16 protein-coding genes are annotated in these 14,558 nt (G+C 60.4%); 8 read left to right on the plus strand and 8 right to left on the minus strand.

Annotated features, from left to right (window positions below):
• On the minus strand, positions 1-472 hold a 472-nt coding region (locus BV034_RS07925), incomplete at its 3' end, for a DUF3300 domain-containing protein (RefSeq protein ID WP_265592760.1).
• A gap of 167 nt (positions 473-639) precedes the next feature.
• On the opposite strand from BV034_RS07925, the gene BV034_RS35850 reads away from it, so the two are divergent.
• Entirely contained in the window at positions 640-876 is a 237-nt protein-coding gene (locus BV034_RS35850) for a hypothetical protein (RefSeq protein WP_265592761.1), read from the plus strand.
• Positions 877-911: 35 nt separating this feature from the next.
• On the opposite strand, the gene BV034_RS07930 is transcribed toward BV034_RS35850, so the two are convergent.
• The 3 genes from BV034_RS07930 to BV034_RS07940 all read right to left on the minus strand — a co-directional run bounded on the left by BV034_RS07930 (position 912) and on the right by BV034_RS07940 (position 3,179).
• The gene (locus tag BV034_RS07930) at positions 912-1,592 is read right to left on the minus strand and encodes a response regulator transcription factor (RefSeq protein ID WP_050025819.1); all 681 of its coding nucleotides are present in this window, start codon (positions 1,590-1,592) and stop codon (positions 912-914) included.
• Complete coding sequence (locus tag BV034_RS07935; RefSeq protein ID WP_050025822.1) at positions 1,589-2,788, minus strand: sensor histidine kinase; 1,200 nt, start codon at positions 2,786-2,788, stop codon at positions 1,589-1,591. The genes BV034_RS07930 and BV034_RS07935 overlap by 4 nt, the downstream gene beginning before the upstream one ends.
• 139 nt (positions 2,789-2,927) lie before the next feature.
• Entirely contained in the window at positions 2,928-3,179 is a 252-nt protein-coding gene (locus BV034_RS07940) for a hypothetical protein (RefSeq protein ID WP_050025824.1), read from the minus strand.
• Positions 3,180-3,358: 179 nt separating this feature from the next.
• Between BV034_RS07940 and BV034_RS07945 the strand changes: the two genes are divergently transcribed.
• The 3 genes from BV034_RS07945 (at position 3,359) to BV034_RS07955 (ending at position 6,360) form a co-directional block, all read left to right on the plus strand.
• Positions 3,359-4,036, plus strand: a complete 678-nt coding sequence (locus BV034_RS07945) for a hypothetical protein (RefSeq protein ID WP_050025826.1) — start codon at positions 3,359-3,361, stop codon at positions 4,034-4,036.
• 531 nt (positions 4,037-4,567) lie between these two features.
• Positions 4,568-4,870: a ribonuclease III domain-containing protein gene (locus BV034_RS07950; protein WP_050025828.1), complete on the plus strand. Its 303-nt coding sequence runs from the start codon at positions 4,568-4,570 to the stop codon at positions 4,868-4,870.
• Complete coding sequence (locus tag BV034_RS07955; RefSeq protein WP_050025829.1) at positions 4,870-6,360, plus strand: arylsulfatase; 1,491 nt, start codon at positions 4,870-4,872, stop codon at positions 6,358-6,360. Before BV034_RS07950 ends, BV034_RS07955 begins: the two co-directional genes overlap by 1 nt.
• Before the next feature lie 67 nt (positions 6,361-6,427).
• Here the strand turns inward: BV034_RS07955 and BV034_RS07960 are convergent, their stop codons facing one another.
• From BV034_RS07960 to BV034_RS07975, 4 genes are all read right to left on the minus strand, one after another.
• Entirely contained in the window at positions 6,428-7,633 is a 1,206-nt protein-coding gene (locus tag BV034_RS07960; protein ID WP_050025831.1) for a PDZ domain-containing protein, read from the minus strand.
• A 47-nt stretch (positions 7,634-7,680) separates the two neighbouring features.
• Complete coding sequence (locus BV034_RS07965) at positions 7,681-8,136, minus strand: hypothetical protein (RefSeq protein WP_050025833.1); 456 nt, start codon at positions 8,134-8,136, stop codon at positions 7,681-7,683.
• A complete protein-coding gene (locus BV034_RS07970; RefSeq protein ID WP_050025834.1) occupies positions 8,133-8,657 on the minus strand; it encodes an RNA polymerase sigma factor in 525 nt (174 codons plus the stop codon). Before BV034_RS07970 ends, BV034_RS07965 begins: the two co-directional genes overlap by 4 nt.
• Positions 8,658-8,804: 147 nt before the next feature.
• A complete protein-coding gene (locus BV034_RS07975; RefSeq protein ID WP_050025836.1) occupies positions 8,805-9,110 on the minus strand; it encodes a hypothetical protein in 306 nt (101 codons plus the stop codon).
• Between the two features lie 197 nt (positions 9,111-9,307).
• Between BV034_RS07975 and BV034_RS07980 the strand changes: the two genes are divergently transcribed.
• The 4 genes from BV034_RS07980 to tyrS all read left to right on the plus strand — a co-directional run bounded on the left by BV034_RS07980 (position 9,308) and on the right by tyrS (position 14,558).
• A complete protein-coding gene (locus BV034_RS07980; RefSeq protein WP_265592762.1) occupies positions 9,308-11,110 on the plus strand; it encodes a 2-oxoacid:acceptor oxidoreductase subunit alpha in 1,803 nt (600 codons plus the stop codon).
• Between the two features lie 53 nt (positions 11,111-11,163).
• Complete coding sequence (locus tag BV034_RS07985) at positions 11,164-12,075, plus strand: thiamine pyrophosphate-dependent enzyme (RefSeq protein WP_050025839.1); 912 nt, start codon at positions 11,164-11,166, stop codon at positions 12,073-12,075.
• A gap of 190 nt (positions 12,076-12,265) precedes the next feature.
• Positions 12,266-13,159 (plus strand): MBL fold metallo-hydrolase, encoded by an 894-nt coding sequence (locus BV034_RS07990; protein WP_050025840.1) that lies wholly within the window; start codon positions 12,266-12,268, stop codon positions 13,157-13,159.
• Between the two features lie 97 nt (positions 13,160-13,256).
• Positions 13,257-14,558: a tyrosine--tRNA ligase gene (gene tyrS, locus BV034_RS07995; protein ID WP_050025957.1), complete on the plus strand. Its 1,302-nt coding sequence runs from the start codon at positions 13,257-13,259 to the stop codon at positions 14,556-14,558.

A 14,558-nucleotide genomic window follows, 5' to 3' on the forward strand; every position in this document is an offset into this window, starting at 1 on the left:
TGATGCGAATGGCGGAGTCATCGAGGACAATGCGCTGCTCCGGTGTATCCACGAGATTTCCCAAGGCCCTGGCGGTGGCACGGAGTTCCTGAATGGTCTCCATGACCTGCACGGGCTGCTCGATGAAGGCGTTTCCGACCTGGGTGGTCCACTCCAGATTTTCGTCGAGCCATCTCAACGTATCGGGGTAGTGGGCCAGTGCTTTGACGCTGGGATCCCAGGATTCCGTCTGCAATTCATCGAGAGGACGGTTGGCAGTGACCTGACGTGCGCACAGGACGATGTCCAGCGGAGCGGTGGAGGCGGGCAGGATCAACGCCACCAACGCATCCGGATACAGAGCGATGGGGCCCAACAGTTCCGAAAGCTCCGCAGGGGTGCGTGCCGGGATGGGGACAGCATCCGCCGATTCTTGGGCGGCCAGGGGGCTGACGAGGTAGAGCCCCAGCAGCAGGGGCAGAAAGGTTTTCATCGTGCCCAATCATAACCCCTCCTGCGTAGGGCGGACCATGGGGTGTACACCCCATGGTGGACCCCGGTGGCTGTGGATACCTTTTGGGGAAATGAAATCCGGGAATCCCGTCTCTCCCTTGCCATCCCGCGTTGGGACGGCTCGTTGAGCTTATCCCAATACCTACCATGAAAACGAAATCCTATCTGAAACTTGCTGGAGCCGTCATCGTTCTGAGCCTGGCGAGCTGCGTGGACACCTATGATCACAATGACCGGCATTCGGGCCATGATCACGATGGTGATCGCAATCATGACAGCCGGCATTCAGGGCGAAACACCGGCGATCTCAATCAACACGGAGATTCCCATGGGCGAACCATGCGCGGAAGCGTGTATGGAGGCCAGTCTTCCCGAAGGTACTAGGGTGTAACTCAACGCGGTCCTTGGAGCGCACGGGGCTACAGGATGGTCATCTGCACGCTGTTCTCAATGATGCCCGTGGCGATGGCGTGACGGGTGAGGCTGGCGATGTCATGGATGTTGAGTTTTTCCATAAGGCTCTGGCGGTGCTTTTCCACGGTCTTGACGCTGATGTGAAGGATCTCCGCGGTTTCCTTGTTGGTCCTGCCTTCAGCGATGAGTTGCAGCACCTCAGTCTCCCGGGAGCTCAGCCGGGAGGGGTCCTTTTTTGAAGGAAGATCCCCTTGGGTATGGGCCTTTTGGGCATGGTGGTTGCGGCGTCGGGAGATGGTGGGGCTGAAGAAGCGGTTGCCCTGGTGGACCTCCCGGATGGCTTTTGTGAGGGTGTGGGCGGCGGTTTGCTTGATCAGGTAGCCGGATGCACCCAGGGCCATGACCTGCTCCACATAGGCATCATCACTGTGTGCGGAAAGGATGAGGACCTTGGGCGGGGAGGCGCTCCTCAGAATCTGGCGTGCGGCCTCGAGGCCGTTGAGGCGGGGCATCGCGATATCCAGAACGACCACATCGGGGCAGAGATCGAGACAGAGTTCCACCGCTTGATGCCCGTTCTCCGCCTGGCCCACGATTGCGATGTCATGTTCAAGCTCCAACAGAGCGCGAAGGCCTTCGCGGACGATGGTGTGATCTTCTGCGAGGAGTACGGTGATGGGGTTCATGGGGAGCGAGGTGTAGAGCCAGGGGGTTCTTTGCCCACAGCGAGTTTGGAGGGGCGAGTGCGGGAGGGAAGTTTCTTGCCTGGAAGCTCCACCTGAACGGTAGTTTCCTTGCCAGGTGCGGAGGTCACGGCGAAGGTGCCCCCCACCATTTCCACCCGTTCCTTCATGCCCAGCAGGCCAAGGCATTTGCTGCTTCTGGCGAAGGCGTTGCCCTCCACCTGAAAGCCGCGGCCGTTGTCATGAATCTGCATGCTGACGGTGTTCGCATGGAGGCGAATGGAGACATTCGCCTGACTGGCTTTCGCATGGCGGGCGACATTGGTGAGGGCCTCCTGGGCAACGCGATAAAGGACGGTCCGGCGGGTGCTGTCGATGGTGTCAATTGTAGGAGAGACCGAGAAGCTGACCCTGATGCCGGTTCGTTGCATGTAGGAGGTCAAATAGGATTTGAGCGCGGGGATCAATCCCAGATCGTCCAGAAGCGTCGGCCGCAAGTCACGGGCAAAGCGATGGACAATCTCGACGGACCGCTCGATCACCCGCTGGGTCATCGCGATTCTCCGTCGCAGGTTTCTGGCGTTTAAGTTGCTTTCGGTTTTCAGGGTGATCAGCCGCAGATTGATGCTGGTCAAAGCCTGGGCAACGACGTCATGCAATTCACGGCTGATTCGTTTGCGTTCCTCCTCCTGGACGGTGAGCAGCCTGCGAGAGAGATGGCGCAGGTCCTCCTGCATGTGGCGGGACTTTTTGAGCAGCTGGCTGGAGGTCATTTCACTGGTGATGAGCGAGGCCTCCACGGACTTGCGGTGGACGATCTCGTGTTTCAGTTTGTCGTTGGAGGCGGCCAGTTGATGAGTGCGGCGGGTCAGGCTGTTGACGAGTTTTTCCAGTCGAATGTTTGCCTGCCGCATGCTCCGGTGGGTTTCTTCAATGGGCGTGATGGCTTCGGTGAAGAATGCTGTCCCGCGTAGGGTTTTGGACTTCTTGCGGGCCGGAGAGACTTCGCCAGATAGCAGGGTCTCCAGGGCACTCTCATGGATCTTCGCAAGAGCCAGAGTTTCCATGCCTGTTTTAGTGGCCTTGATGCCGAAGAGCCGGGCGCTCTTCAGACCGGATTCATTGGATCCGTTGTGATCGAGATGTTCGCGCAGGGAGGCCAGGTAGGTCCGTGACAGGGAAGAATTTTTTGTGTTCATGCGTTTTCCCTGAGTCGATGGCGGGGCTGTTGCCTGCTTAGACCCTGTTTTCCGAATTTCCGTTGGGTATTTACGCCGAAATCGTGGATGGTCGTGACTTCGTGATGGCGGCAGGATGCAAGCAAGCCTCAAAAGGAGGCTAGGAACGCTTAAGCTGGCGCCCCCACCACGCGTCGTGACGGGTCATGGGTGGTCCCATGGGAGTATTGTGGTAGAACCAGTGAACCGGTTTGTAGAACGTCACAAGATCTTCAGGCATGGGGCCGGAGATGCGTCCACTGGAGTACAGTGCCTGAACGGGACCAAAGCTGAACAGGTAACCGGCGGCCAGCAACAGGAGGAAGATGACGATGCTCCCCCGCCGGGATGATGAAGGGAAGTGTGTGCTCATCCTGGAATGTACGCGATCTGCCGCAAAGCCCAATGGGGTGAAGTGCCCATGGGGACGTTTGTTGCCCCTGGTGTACGGCCGTGATTCTCGTGTTGTCTCCAGAGGTTTGTTGAGTTGGCTTTGAATGGTAGGGTTACACCCCATTTCGACTTGGGAGATGGTCGCCGAGTGTCAGGACCATGCACCATATTACCTGCAAGTCCGTACTGGCCATCCTGTTCTCAGGGGCCCTGTTTTCGCTGGGTCACGTTCGCGCCCAACTGGTGGAAGTGACCGCCGCCCCAGTCACATCGGAAGGGACTGTCAGCAAGGTCTCAGCCCAATCCATTATCATCACCAAGGCCACCGGCGACCAGCCAGTGGAATACCTGTCCAGTGAGACTACCCACTATGTGGATGCCGAGGGCAATCCTGTGGACATTGCGATGATGAAGTCCGGGCTGCCCGTGACGGTTTACTACACCGAGACGGGCGAATCGTTGGTGGCGACCAAGGTCGTGCTCGGGAGAGCCCAAGTGGTGAATTCCTCTGCTGCCGCTGAAAGAGACGCAGTGGCTGCCATGAACACGGCCGGAATCATCAGTGAATTGGGAGAGTCAAGATTCTTGATCAAGTCGGAAACAAGCCCTGATCCCGTCAGCTACAACTACAGCAAGACCACCACCTACATGGATGAAGAGGGCAAACCCGTGGATGTGTCGGTGGTGAAGACTGGAGTCCCCGTCACGGTCTATTACACGAAGGTGGGCGACTCCATGGTGGTTTCCAGAGTGGTGGTGCGGAAGGCGAAGCTGGCTCCCACACAGGAAATTGAGCGGAAGAAAACCACCACCACGGAAACCACAACGGACCGTTAATCGGTCCCCTCCCACACAAACAAGATGAAACTATCATCCCTTATCTGGACGCTGATCCTGGCGGGCCTTTGGCTCACCAGTTGCAGCTCCCCCCGTCAAAACCAGTCGAGGATGTCGATGGACTCGACATCGACGACTACCCATTCCTCCAAGTAACCTGCGGAGTCCAAACTTATGAAATCCATTCTGATCATTGGCGCGGCGGTTCTTGGTGCTCTCCTATGCCTGTCAAGTTGTGAGACAGTGCAAGAGAGTGCACCACCCACTCGCACCACCACCACCACTACGGAGCAGACCACCTACCGCAGTCCCTCGGTGGGAGTCACAGAGACTCAGACCGTACGGGCCTACTGACAGCCGGGAGTCCTTCCTCAAAAACGTGTCGGCGAAAGCTGGCGCGTTTTTTTGGCACCGATGGCTGGCGCAGCTGATCAAGGGGGAGTGAGGGCGAAATGGCACCGCAACCATGATTTCAGGAAAGACCTGAATTTTGTGTTTTGAGTTTTGAGGAATTTTTGCGAATGCTGGGGCATGCCCGCTGCAAAAGATCGCATCAAACCTCATCTGGAAGACGCCTGGCTGGGCGATGCTGTGCTGGAGTTGTACGCCCGCTCCTGGATCTTGCGGCAGTACGGGAAGGTGGACGCCGATTTGAAGAGCCGTTTCACCAGCAACCAGTTTCTCAACGCATTGGGACAGCCCACGATGGTGGAGGCTGAGGTGGGCCGGATTTACAAAGAAGGGGGCCTGGAAGGAGCGTTTGCGCACATTCAGACAAAGATCGAGCCCCTGTTTGTGAAACAAGAGGGCAAGCGCCAGCGTTCGCAGCGCTGATGACATTTGCCTTCCTCTCTCTGAAGAACCGGTGCGCTGCTCTGGCGCTGTGCCTGTTCTCCCTTTTCGTCGCCGTGTGCGACGGAGCTCCGGCGACAACGGGTCGTCCCAACATCATCTACATCCTCGTGGATGACATGGGTTATGGCGACCTGGGATGTTTTGGCCAGAAGACGCTCACGACACCCAACATTGACCGCATGGCGGCGGAGGGGGTGAAGCTCACCCGGCACTATGCGGGAAGCACCGTGTGCGCTCCCTCCCGCTGCGTTCTCATGACCGGGCTGCATACGGGGCACTGCCGGGTACGTGGCAACGGCCCGTGGACGATGCCTGACAACGACGTCACGGTGCCCAATCTTTTGAAGAAGGCGGGTTATGCCACGGCGTGCTTTGGCAAATATGGTCTGGGGAAACCGCTGCCGGACGACGACCCCAATCGCAAGGGGTTCGATACCTTCTTCGGCTACGTGGACACCAGCCACGCCCACAATTTCTATCCCACCTATTTGATCCGAAATGGACAAAGGGTGACCTTGAACAACGTCACCGAGCCGGACAGCCGCAAGTCAGGGCATGAAGATACGGGTTTCGCCACAGCGGATGGCCGCAAGCAGTTCGCCCCGCAACTGATCGCCGATGAACTGCAGACCTACCTGCAGGGACGGGCCACGGGCAAGGAGCCGTTCTTTGTCTACTACGCGCTGAACATGCCCCATGCGAACAATGAGGCGGGCAAGAACTCGCCGATGAAGCATGGCATGGAGGTGCCCTCCTATGGCGAGTATGCGGGCAAGGACTGGCCGGACGTCGAGAAGGGGTTTGCGAGCGCGATGCGATTTGTGGATGACCAGGTGGGGGCCGTGCTGGCCGCCTTGAAAAAATCGGGCCTGGATCAGAACACGCTGGTGATGTTCGCCTCTGACAATGGCCCTCATGCTGAGGGAGGGCACAGCTCGGACTTCTTTGACTCCAACGGCGCGTTCAGCGGGATCAAGCGGAGCATGACAGACGGTGGCATCCGGGTGCCGCTCGTGGCCCGCTGGCCTGCTGCCATCAAGGCCGGCAGTGAGAGCGAACACGTCTCTGGATTCCAGGATCTGCTGCCCACCGTGGCGGACCTGGCAGGCACGAAACTGGAAGGGGAAACGGACGGGCTCTCCATGGTGCCTACTCTGACCGGCAAGGAGGCGGAGCAGAAGCAGCACAAGTACCTCTTCTGGAACTTCGATGAACAGGGGGGCAAGCGGGCCGTGCTCAAGTGGCCGTGGAAGCTCATTCATCTGAATACGGGAGCCGCTCGCCCGGGCAAAAACGCAGGCGGAAAAGCACAGCCGGTTCAGCCCAAGTCACTGGAAGTGCAGCTCTACAATCTGGAGGAAGATGTGGGTGAGCAGAACAACCTCGCCAGCCTCAAGCCGGATGTTGTCGCTGAGCTGGAGGGTTATATGAAAGAAGCCTGGCGGGCACCGCAGACCCAGCCAGAGTAGAGCGAAAAAAAGCTCCAGCCTCCTCATCATGGGCAGGCTGGAGTCGGGGGGCGTGCGGGGAGGGGGCTCAGGGTTTTATTTCCTGTACCGGTGATTTGCTGGCGTCATCATGGAGGCGTTCGACCGCCTCTTTTCGGGCCTTTTCCGCAGCGGCACGGGCATTTTCCAGAGCTTTGGCGAGATCCTCGGCGCTCTCTTCCAGTCTCTTCAGGGTCTCGGACTTGTTGCGCTCCAGGTCTGTCTTGGACTTCTCCAGCTGCTTGCGAACGTCCACAAGATTCTTCTCCACGGACTTGATCACGTCGGCTCCCACGCCGGCTTTCTTCAAGGCTTCCTGCACCCGCTCAAGCTCCACGGGAGCGGGGCTGCCATCCGTGGTGGCGGTGATGACGTTGCCTTTGGAATCCACCACGAGGGCCCTGGTCTGGAAAATGAGAGGATCCATATAGGCACCGGCCACGCTCGGGGTGTTCGTCACAAAGGAGGACACACTCCACGGATCGTCTCCTCCCAGGCGGATGCCCAATTTCACGTCCAGCACCAGATCGATCCCCTTGCGGAAGACGGTCAGCTTGATGGTGTCCTGCTCCTTCTTGCCCGAGACGAGGGCGCGCAGTTGGGCGGGGTTTACCAGCAGCTGGTCATCCAGCTTGGCGAGGATGTCGTAGCGCTGAAGTCCGGCTTTGAAGGCGGGGCTGTCTGGCACCACGCTGCGGACGAGGACGCCGGTGCCAGCGGCCAGGGGCGGTAGCTGGGCGCGCACCTCCTCTGGTGCTTCATCGGTGGCGACTCCCAGCCACGTTGTTGGCACCGGGGGAGTTGTGGGCATGGCTGGAAGGGCGGGGACGCCGGCGATCGCCAGACCGTGTGGCCCCGGGAGCCGTTCGGTGAGCATCTTTCCTCCGCCGACCAAGACCTTGCGGGCATTGCCCACATTCACACGCCGGACGATTTCCTCGCCATCCCTGTGGATATGGACCGCTGCTTCCGTCTGGCCTTCCTCGGGAGGGGAAACCCTGATGGAGAACTCCCTGGGTGCGCCAGAGGGGATCGGTCCTTCCGCGCCTTCAGGACCGGCGGCCGCCAGGAGCGTGAGAAATTCGCTCTCCAGCTCGACAGGGAGTGTGGGTTGCGTGGGGACTGGCTGGTGAAAGAGAGGGAGGCTGGTCTCGGCATTGGCCGGGACGAAGATGGTGCCCTCTTGGGCGGAGACAAACGGCAGCGGCAGGGCGCAGGCGAGCAGCCTGGCAAGAACAAAGCGTGGTGTTTTCATGGGATCGAGGTGGGGTGGGGGTGAAAGGGTTGAGGTGTCAGGGCTGGCTAGTAGGTCTGAAGGGCCACGGGGATGATCTCTGTGCGCGATTCCTGGCGCTGGAAAGTGCTGACGCCGTCGTCGCCACGGTACGTCACATCATCCACCCAGAAGGTGCGCATGAGCTGAATGGGGCGCTCAGGATCAGTTTCCAGAACGCCCACTTTTTCCACTTTCACCAGGGTGCTGGTTTGCTCGATGGGGAGAAAGACCCGCAGATCCTCCAGGGATTCTACAGGAGTTTCGGTGGCGACTGCGGGTGGGGGAATAGGAGCGGAGACTGTCTCGGTATGTGGGGGAAATCGGAGGAAAAGCACTGCCACTGCGGCCATGGCGGCGGCCAGATACCACCAGTGGGGGCGCTTCGGGCGGGCATGCTGAAGCCGTGCGGTCAGGGCCTCCGGAACCGCTGCGGGCTGGAGTGCCTGGAGGCGGCGCTCAAGTTCGTCATCTTCGATGTTCATGGCAAATGGGGTGAGGCGGGCTGGGAAACCTCGGGTTGTTTCATCGCCTTGCGCAGATGGTCGAGGGCGTACCGGTAGCGGGAGGCGGCGGTGTCGGCGGGAATGTCCAGAGAAAGGGCGATCTGCTGGAAGGTCAGCCCGCCCCAGATCCGGACGATGAGCACCTCCCGGAGGTGATTGGGCAGGCGCTGGACGGCTTCGTCTAGGGCGGGATCAATGCCTGGTCCGTCGGCAGGCTGGTCCAGCCACAGAATTTCATAGGCGGTCTGTTCCCGGCGCTGCCGACGTTCCGTGCTGCGGAAGAGGTCAATCGCCCGGCGGCGGATGGTGGCGTACACCAGGGCATCGTCCGGTGCCTTGTGCCCGGCCCTCCGCCAGGTTTCCACCAGGGAATCCTGAAGCACGTCGTGTGCGTCCGCCTCGCACCGGGTCTGAGACCGGGCGAAAAGCAGGAACTGGCGGGAGCGCTGGCCGAGCCACGAGTTCCAGGAGGTGGTTGAGGTTGAGGGGGAGGCGTCCACGCAGGCGTGAGGTGATTCACGGGGGATAGCGGCACTGGCGGGGACTTTTGTCTGTAGAACGGGAAAAATGTTGAGACGGGTTGTCAAATGACATGACCCCGCGTGATGAACGGCAGTGCCGGGGATGAATGAAATTACCCGGTTTGGCTAAGTTGACCGCAAGCGGTAGCCCCAACCCGTCAATTTGATGTCAATCCAGCAGCACGGGGCGAGAAACAGGCTTTCCACGCCATCCGTCGCCCAGGAGAGCGGAGGCTTTTCGGGCAGTAGACTGACATGGACGGGGTCGACAATCTCCATCACGAAATCATCCATCCCATCCGTGAGGCGAGGACCGACAAGCGTGACGCGATAGCGGTCTGGCACGCTGGAGCGTACCACCAGATAGGGCAGTGGATAGGCGATAAGGGCCACAGCCAGAATTGGCCAGAGGCGATGGACGCGAGGAGGCACCGCATGAGTAAGGCAGAGACAGCCGGCAGGCGTCAATGGGAGGTTTCATGACCTCAAAAGGCAGGGAGAGACCGTCGCAACGTCTCCGGGGGGCAATTCTTTCCTAAAAGACACAAAAGCCGCTGCACCGCAATTCCAGTATTGCATTTCCATGTCTAATCGGATTGCATGCCAATTCGCACGCATTCCACAACCACATGTTAGCGAAACCTGCATCCACCCCGATGTCGCCGGGCCTTTATGCCCCGCATTCCCTCCGTAACGCGGTCATTCGCTTCGCGGGCAATTCACAGGATGGCATCCAGTCCATCGGCGGCTTCCTGGCGAGATTGGCCGGACGCACCGCTCAGGAGGTCATGACTTACATGACCATCCCTTCCACGATCAGTGGTGGGCCGTCCATCTTCCAGGTGCACATTGGCTCCGGGGAGGTGTTGCATGCAGGGGACGAGGCGGATGTGCTGGTGGCCTTCTACCAGCACAGCTACGACAGCCATCTGGGCGCGCTGCGCGATGGAGGCGTCTGTCTCTATGACAGTGGGGAAGTCAAAGAGGTGCGCCATGAGCGCGGCATCAAGCACATCGGCATTCCCTTCACCGCGGCTACGGTGGAGGCGGTCGGCGGCTCCACGAGGGATCGCGGAAAGAACATGTTTGTGCTGGGTCTGGTGTGCGCGGTCTTCAACCTCGACAAGGAGAAGCTCATCGGCATCGTCAGCCGGCAATTTGGCAAAAAGGATGAGAGCGTGCTGCGGAACGCCATGCTCGCCTTTGACGCGGGCTTTGCCTACGAGGTGGGGGATCTGGAGCGATTCGCCTTTGAGCATGGTGAGGCCGGTGACGGGCACCGCATCAGCACCGATGGGAACCAGATGCTGACCGCGGGGCTCATCGCCGCGGGAGTGCGATACGGCGCGGCTTATCCCATCACCCCCTGGTCGTCCATCATGGAGTCTCTGCGCGCAGAGTTGCCCAAGTACGGCGGCATCTATGTGCAGGCGGAGGATGAGCTGGCGGCCGTGAGCATGACTCTGGGCGCGGCCTTTGCCGGGCACCTGGCGGTGACGGGCAGCGCGGGCCCCGGACTGAGTTTGAAGATGGAGGCGTTGAGTTATGCCAGCATGGCGGAGCTGCCGATCATCGTGATCAACGTGCAGCGCGGTGGGCCTTCGACTGGCCTGCCCACGAGCGTGGAGCAGAGTGATCTCATGCAGGCCATCTACGGCAGTCACGGGGACTGTCCGCGCATCGTGCTGGCACCGCAGGATGTGGAGGACTGCTTCTACATTGCGCTGGAGGCCGGGCGTCTGGCCCGCAAGTACTCCTGCCCGGTGATCATCTTGAGCGACCAGGCGTTGAGCAGCCGCATTGAAGCCTTCGCCGAGCCAGATCTGGATGTCCACTGGGTGGAGCCACACATTGATCTCTCCACGCGACGCGAAGACTATCGTCCCTATCCGTTGGATCGCACCACTCAGCATGCGCCGCCCGGTTCGCGCATGAGCAGTGGGAAGTATCCCGTGATCTCAGGGCTGGAGCACGATGAGTGGGGGCACCCCAGCGGCAGCCCCAAGATGCACAGCCAGATGACGGGCAAACGGCGGCAGAAGCTCATCGATGCCGCGGCAGAGTTCCCGTTGCCCAAGGTGCACGGCCACCAGGAGGGGGATGTGCTCATCGTGGGCTGGGGCAGCACGTACGGACCGATCAAGGAGAGCGCCGACCGGCTCCCGGCGGAGGGCTTCAAGGTGGGGGCGCTGCACCTGCGTCACCTGCATCCGCTGCCCAACGGGCTGGAAACCATCTTCAACCGCTACGAGCACATCGTGGTGGTGGAGATGAATGACTACGGTGCGTACGGCTATGGCCAGATGGCCACGCTGCTGAGGGCGCGCTACTGCAATCCCGCCATCAAGTCCCTCTGCAAGACAGACGGTCTGGCGTTCCGCATCCGCGAGATTGTGACTGGGGTGGAGAAGCACCTCGCCGGGGCAGGCTGAACCGGGCCTGATGAACCATGTTTCCTTAAACCAATTTCCACTTCCTCACCGCCATGTCCACCGTCCTTCCTTCCGCCACTGTCACCGAGCCCGAGGACCGGCTCACGAAAAAGGCCCTGACCGCCGACCACCCCACGTGGTGCCCCGGCTGCGGGGACTTCGCTGTGCTCAACATCTTCTACCGGGTGCTGGAGAAGCTGCAGTATCCGCATGAGAAAATTGTCTGTGTGGCGGGCATCGGCTGTTCCAGCCGGTTTCCGTATTTCATGAACACGCATGGCATCCACTTCATCCATGGTCGTGCCCTGCCTTTGGCCACTGGCATCTCGCTGAGCCGGCCGGATGTGCATGTGTTTGTCTTCGGGGGAGACGGCGACGGCTTCTCCATTGGCGGCAATCACCTGAACCATGCCGCCCGGAAGAACGTGAAGCTCACGTATGTGATCATGGACAACTTCGTGTATGGACTGACCAAGAAGCAGACCAGCCCGACCTCACCGATTGGATTCAAGTCCAAGACCGACCCGACGGGCTCCGTGGACCGTCCCATCAACCCGATGAAACAACTCCTGGCCAGCGGGGCCACCTTCATCGCCCGTACCCACGCGGCGCAGGTGAAGCATATGGAGCAGATGTTTGAGCGGGCGATCTTGCACGACGGTTTCAGCGTTGTGGAGTGCCTGAGCGAGTGCGTGATGTTCTACGCCGGCGCCTTTGACGACAGCACACCCCGCAAGGGTGGCACCTTCGAAGCCGTGGATGAGACCCAGCACGATGTGACGGACGAGGTCGCGGCCTTCAAGCTGGCCGAGAATCTGGCTCCCGGAAAGTTTGGTGTGTACTACCAGGTGCAGCGTCCCACCAAAAATGATCTGGAGCAGAAGTGGATCACGGACACCCAGGCAAAGACCGGAGGTGTGAGCCAGAAAGATCTGCTGCGAAAGCGGCTGGAGGCGATGCGGTAGGCGGGGTTGAGGAATTAACCACAGGGTCACGGAGAGCACAGAGGGTGACTCTGGTTGGGCCTGACATGACGCCAGCATCTGCGGATGCTGGCGTTTTATGTGGCGGCATGAGAGTGGGTTCGTGATCTCGCAAAGGAGGAGGCACACAAGGGTTGCATCCCCGCGAGATCGAAGCCATGAAGCTGGCACGATGCAAGTGCACACGATTGACCTTCATTTTCAAGGGCTGCCGGAGATCATCGCGGCTTATTTGGTGGAATCTGACGGTGAGCTGGCTCTGGTGGAAACTGGACCGGGTTCCACGTTGCCGACGTTGTTTGAGGGAATCGAGCGGTTGGGCTTTGCTCCTGCGGACATCAAGAAAGTGCTGGTGACGCACATTCACCTGGATCACTCCGGTGCGGCCGGGTGGTGGGCGCAACAGGGGGCGACGGTTTATGTGCATCCTAAAGGGGCGCCCCATTTGATTGATCCGGAGAAACTCATCTCCAGCGCCCAGAGGATCTATGGCGATCGCATGGACACGCTGTGGGGTGAGATCCTGCCGGCTCCGGCGGAGCGGGTGGTCTCACTTCAGGATGGTGACAAGGTGAAGCTGGGCCGTCGGGATCACTTCATTGCGCTCGACACGCCAGGACATGCCCGGCATCACCTCGCGTATGCGCTGGGGGACGGTTGCTTCACCGGGGATGTGGCAGGGATGAAGCTGCCACGGTGCCCGTACCTGAGTGTCACGGCCGCGCCACCGCAGTTTGATCCTGTGGCCTATGATGAGTCTCTGGAGCGCCTGCACTCCATGGGCTTCGCCAGACTTTATCTCACCCACTTCGGTGAGGTGACCGAGGTCGCTAGGCATCTTTCCCAGTACAGCCTGCGGGTGCATCAGGTGCATGAGTGCGTTCAGAACCTTCTGGACCAAGGGCTGCGGGGTGACGCGCTGAGGGAGGCCTTCACCGCCGCAGAGCATGAGGTGGCGGTCAAAAGCGGGGCTGGCAGCGCCGAGTGGCACCTCTTTGAGTCCGCCAACAACGCCGCGATGTGTGCGGACGGGATTGCTCTGTACTGCGAGAAAGCGGGCCGATAGCCGCCGCCAGTCTCCGTCACAAAGACGGCCTTGCCCCGGCTTGACGCCTCTGGCCTCCCGTCCCATCTTGCAGGCTCCCTCAGTCAATTTTGTGCCCATGAACATCTTCGAAGACCTACAGTTCCGGGGCCTGGTGGCAGATTTCACCAGTGTTCCGGAGTCGCGTGCCGATTTGCTCCCGCTGCCTGACCGGCTGGCGGCCAAGCCCATCACGCTGTATTGTGGCTTCGACCCGACGGCTGATTCTCTGCACGTGGGGCACATTGTGCCGTTGCTGGCCCTGCGCCGCTTCCAGCTTGCCGGGCACCACCCCATCGCTGTAGCCGGTGGTGCCACGGGGTCGATCGGTGATCCCAGCGGAAAATCCGCGGAGCGCCAGTTGCTCACCCAGGACCAGATCAAGGCCAACGTGGAGGCCGTTCGCCCCCAATTGGCGAAGTTGCTGGACTTCGACTCGCCCGTGAATCCGGCCCGCCTGATGGACAATGCCGACTGGATCGGCCCGATCTCCTACCTGGATTTCCTCCGCGACGTGGGCAAGCATTTCACGGTCAACCAGATGGTGGCCAAGGAGAGTGTCCGCGCCCGCATGGAAGACCGCGACGTGGGCATCAGCTACACGGAGTTCAGCTACATGCTGCTCCAGTCCTACGACTACTTCCACCTCGCCCAGGTCGCTGGCTGCGAATTGCAGATCGGTGGCTCTGACCAGTGGGGGAACATCACGACGGGCATCGATCTGGTTCGCAAGAAGCTGGGGCGTCACGCCTACGGCCTGACGATGCCGCTCATCACCAAGTCGGACGGCACCAAGTTCGGCAAGTCCGAAGGGGGGGCGATCTGGCTCGATCCCAAGAAGACGAGCATCTACAAGTTCTACCAGTTCTGGATCAACAGCGACGACCGCGACGTGGTGAAGTACCTGAAGTTCTTCACCTTCCTGCCGCATGATGAGATCCGTGCCCTGGAGGAGGAACACGAGGCCAATCCGGGGGCGCGAAAAGCGCACCAGGCTCTGGCCCGCTCCATCACCACGCTGATTCACGGTGAGCAGGCCACCAATGATGCGGTGCGTGCCAGCGAGATCCTTTTCGGGGGCAGTCTCGAAGGCATCTCTGCCTCCACGCTCCAGACCTTGAGCGAAGAGGTGCCCAATGCCGCAGTGACCGCAGACCAGTTGGAGGGCGAAGGCCTGCCGCTGGTGGAGGCGCTGGTGCTCTCCGGGCTCTCGCAGAGCAAGGGGCAGGCGCGGAAGGACGTGGAAGGGGGCGGGGTGTACGTGAACGGAGACCGCGCCACCGCTGCGACGGACCGCCTCGTGGTGGACCGCACGCTGCACGGTCGCTACGTTTTGCTGCGCAAGGGCAAGCGCAACTATGCCCTGGTGTCGGTGGTCTGA

The organism is Verrucomicrobium sp. BvORR034 (assembly GCF_000739635.1).
Taxonomy (GTDB): Bacteria; Verrucomicrobiota; Verrucomicrobiia; order Verrucomicrobiales; family Verrucomicrobiaceae; genus Verrucomicrobium.

Coding starts and splice junctions, on each gene's coding strand:
- BV034_RS07955 (WP_050025829.1), top strand. CDS start 4,870: ATGACATTTGCCTTCCTCTCTCTGAAGAACCGGTGCGCTGCTCTGGCG.
- BV034_RS07935 (WP_050025822.1), bottom strand. CDS start 2,788: ATGAACACAAAAAATTCTTCCCTGTCACGGACCTACCTGGCCTCCCTG.
- BV034_RS07985 (WP_050025839.1), top strand. CDS start 11,164: ATGTCCACCGTCCTTCCTTCCGCCACTGTCACCGAGCCCGAGGACCGG.
- BV034_RS35850 (WP_265592761.1), top strand. CDS start 640: ATGAAAACGAAATCCTATCTGAAACTTGCTGGAGCCGTCATCGTTCTG.
- BV034_RS07990 (WP_050025840.1), top strand. CDS start 12,266: ATGCAAGTGCACACGATTGACCTTCATTTTCAAGGGCTGCCGGAGATC.
- BV034_RS07950 (WP_050025828.1), top strand. CDS start 4,568: ATGCCCGCTGCAAAAGATCGCATCAAACCTCATCTGGAAGACGCCTGG.
- tyrS (WP_050025957.1), top strand. CDS start 13,257: ATGAACATCTTCGAAGACCTACAGTTCCGGGGCCTGGTGGCAGATTTC.
- BV034_RS07940 (WP_050025824.1), bottom strand. CDS start 3,179: ATGAGCACACACTTCCCTTCATCATCCCGGCGGGGGAGCATCGTCATC.
- BV034_RS07960 (WP_050025831.1), bottom strand. CDS start 7,633: ATGAAAACACCACGCTTTGTTCTTGCCAGGCTGCTCGCCTGCGCCCTG.
- BV034_RS07965 (WP_050025833.1), bottom strand. CDS start 8,136: ATGAACATCGAAGATGACGAACTTGAGCGCCGCCTCCAGGCACTCCAG.
- BV034_RS07980 (WP_265592762.1), top strand. CDS start 9,308: ATGTTAGCGAAACCTGCATCCACCCCGATGTCGCCGGGCCTTTATGCC.
- BV034_RS07945 (WP_050025826.1), top strand. CDS start 3,359: ATGCACCATATTACCTGCAAGTCCGTACTGGCCATCCTGTTCTCAGGG.
- BV034_RS07930 (WP_050025819.1), bottom strand. CDS start 1,592: ATGAACCCCATCACCGTACTCCTCGCAGAAGATCACACCATCGTCCGC.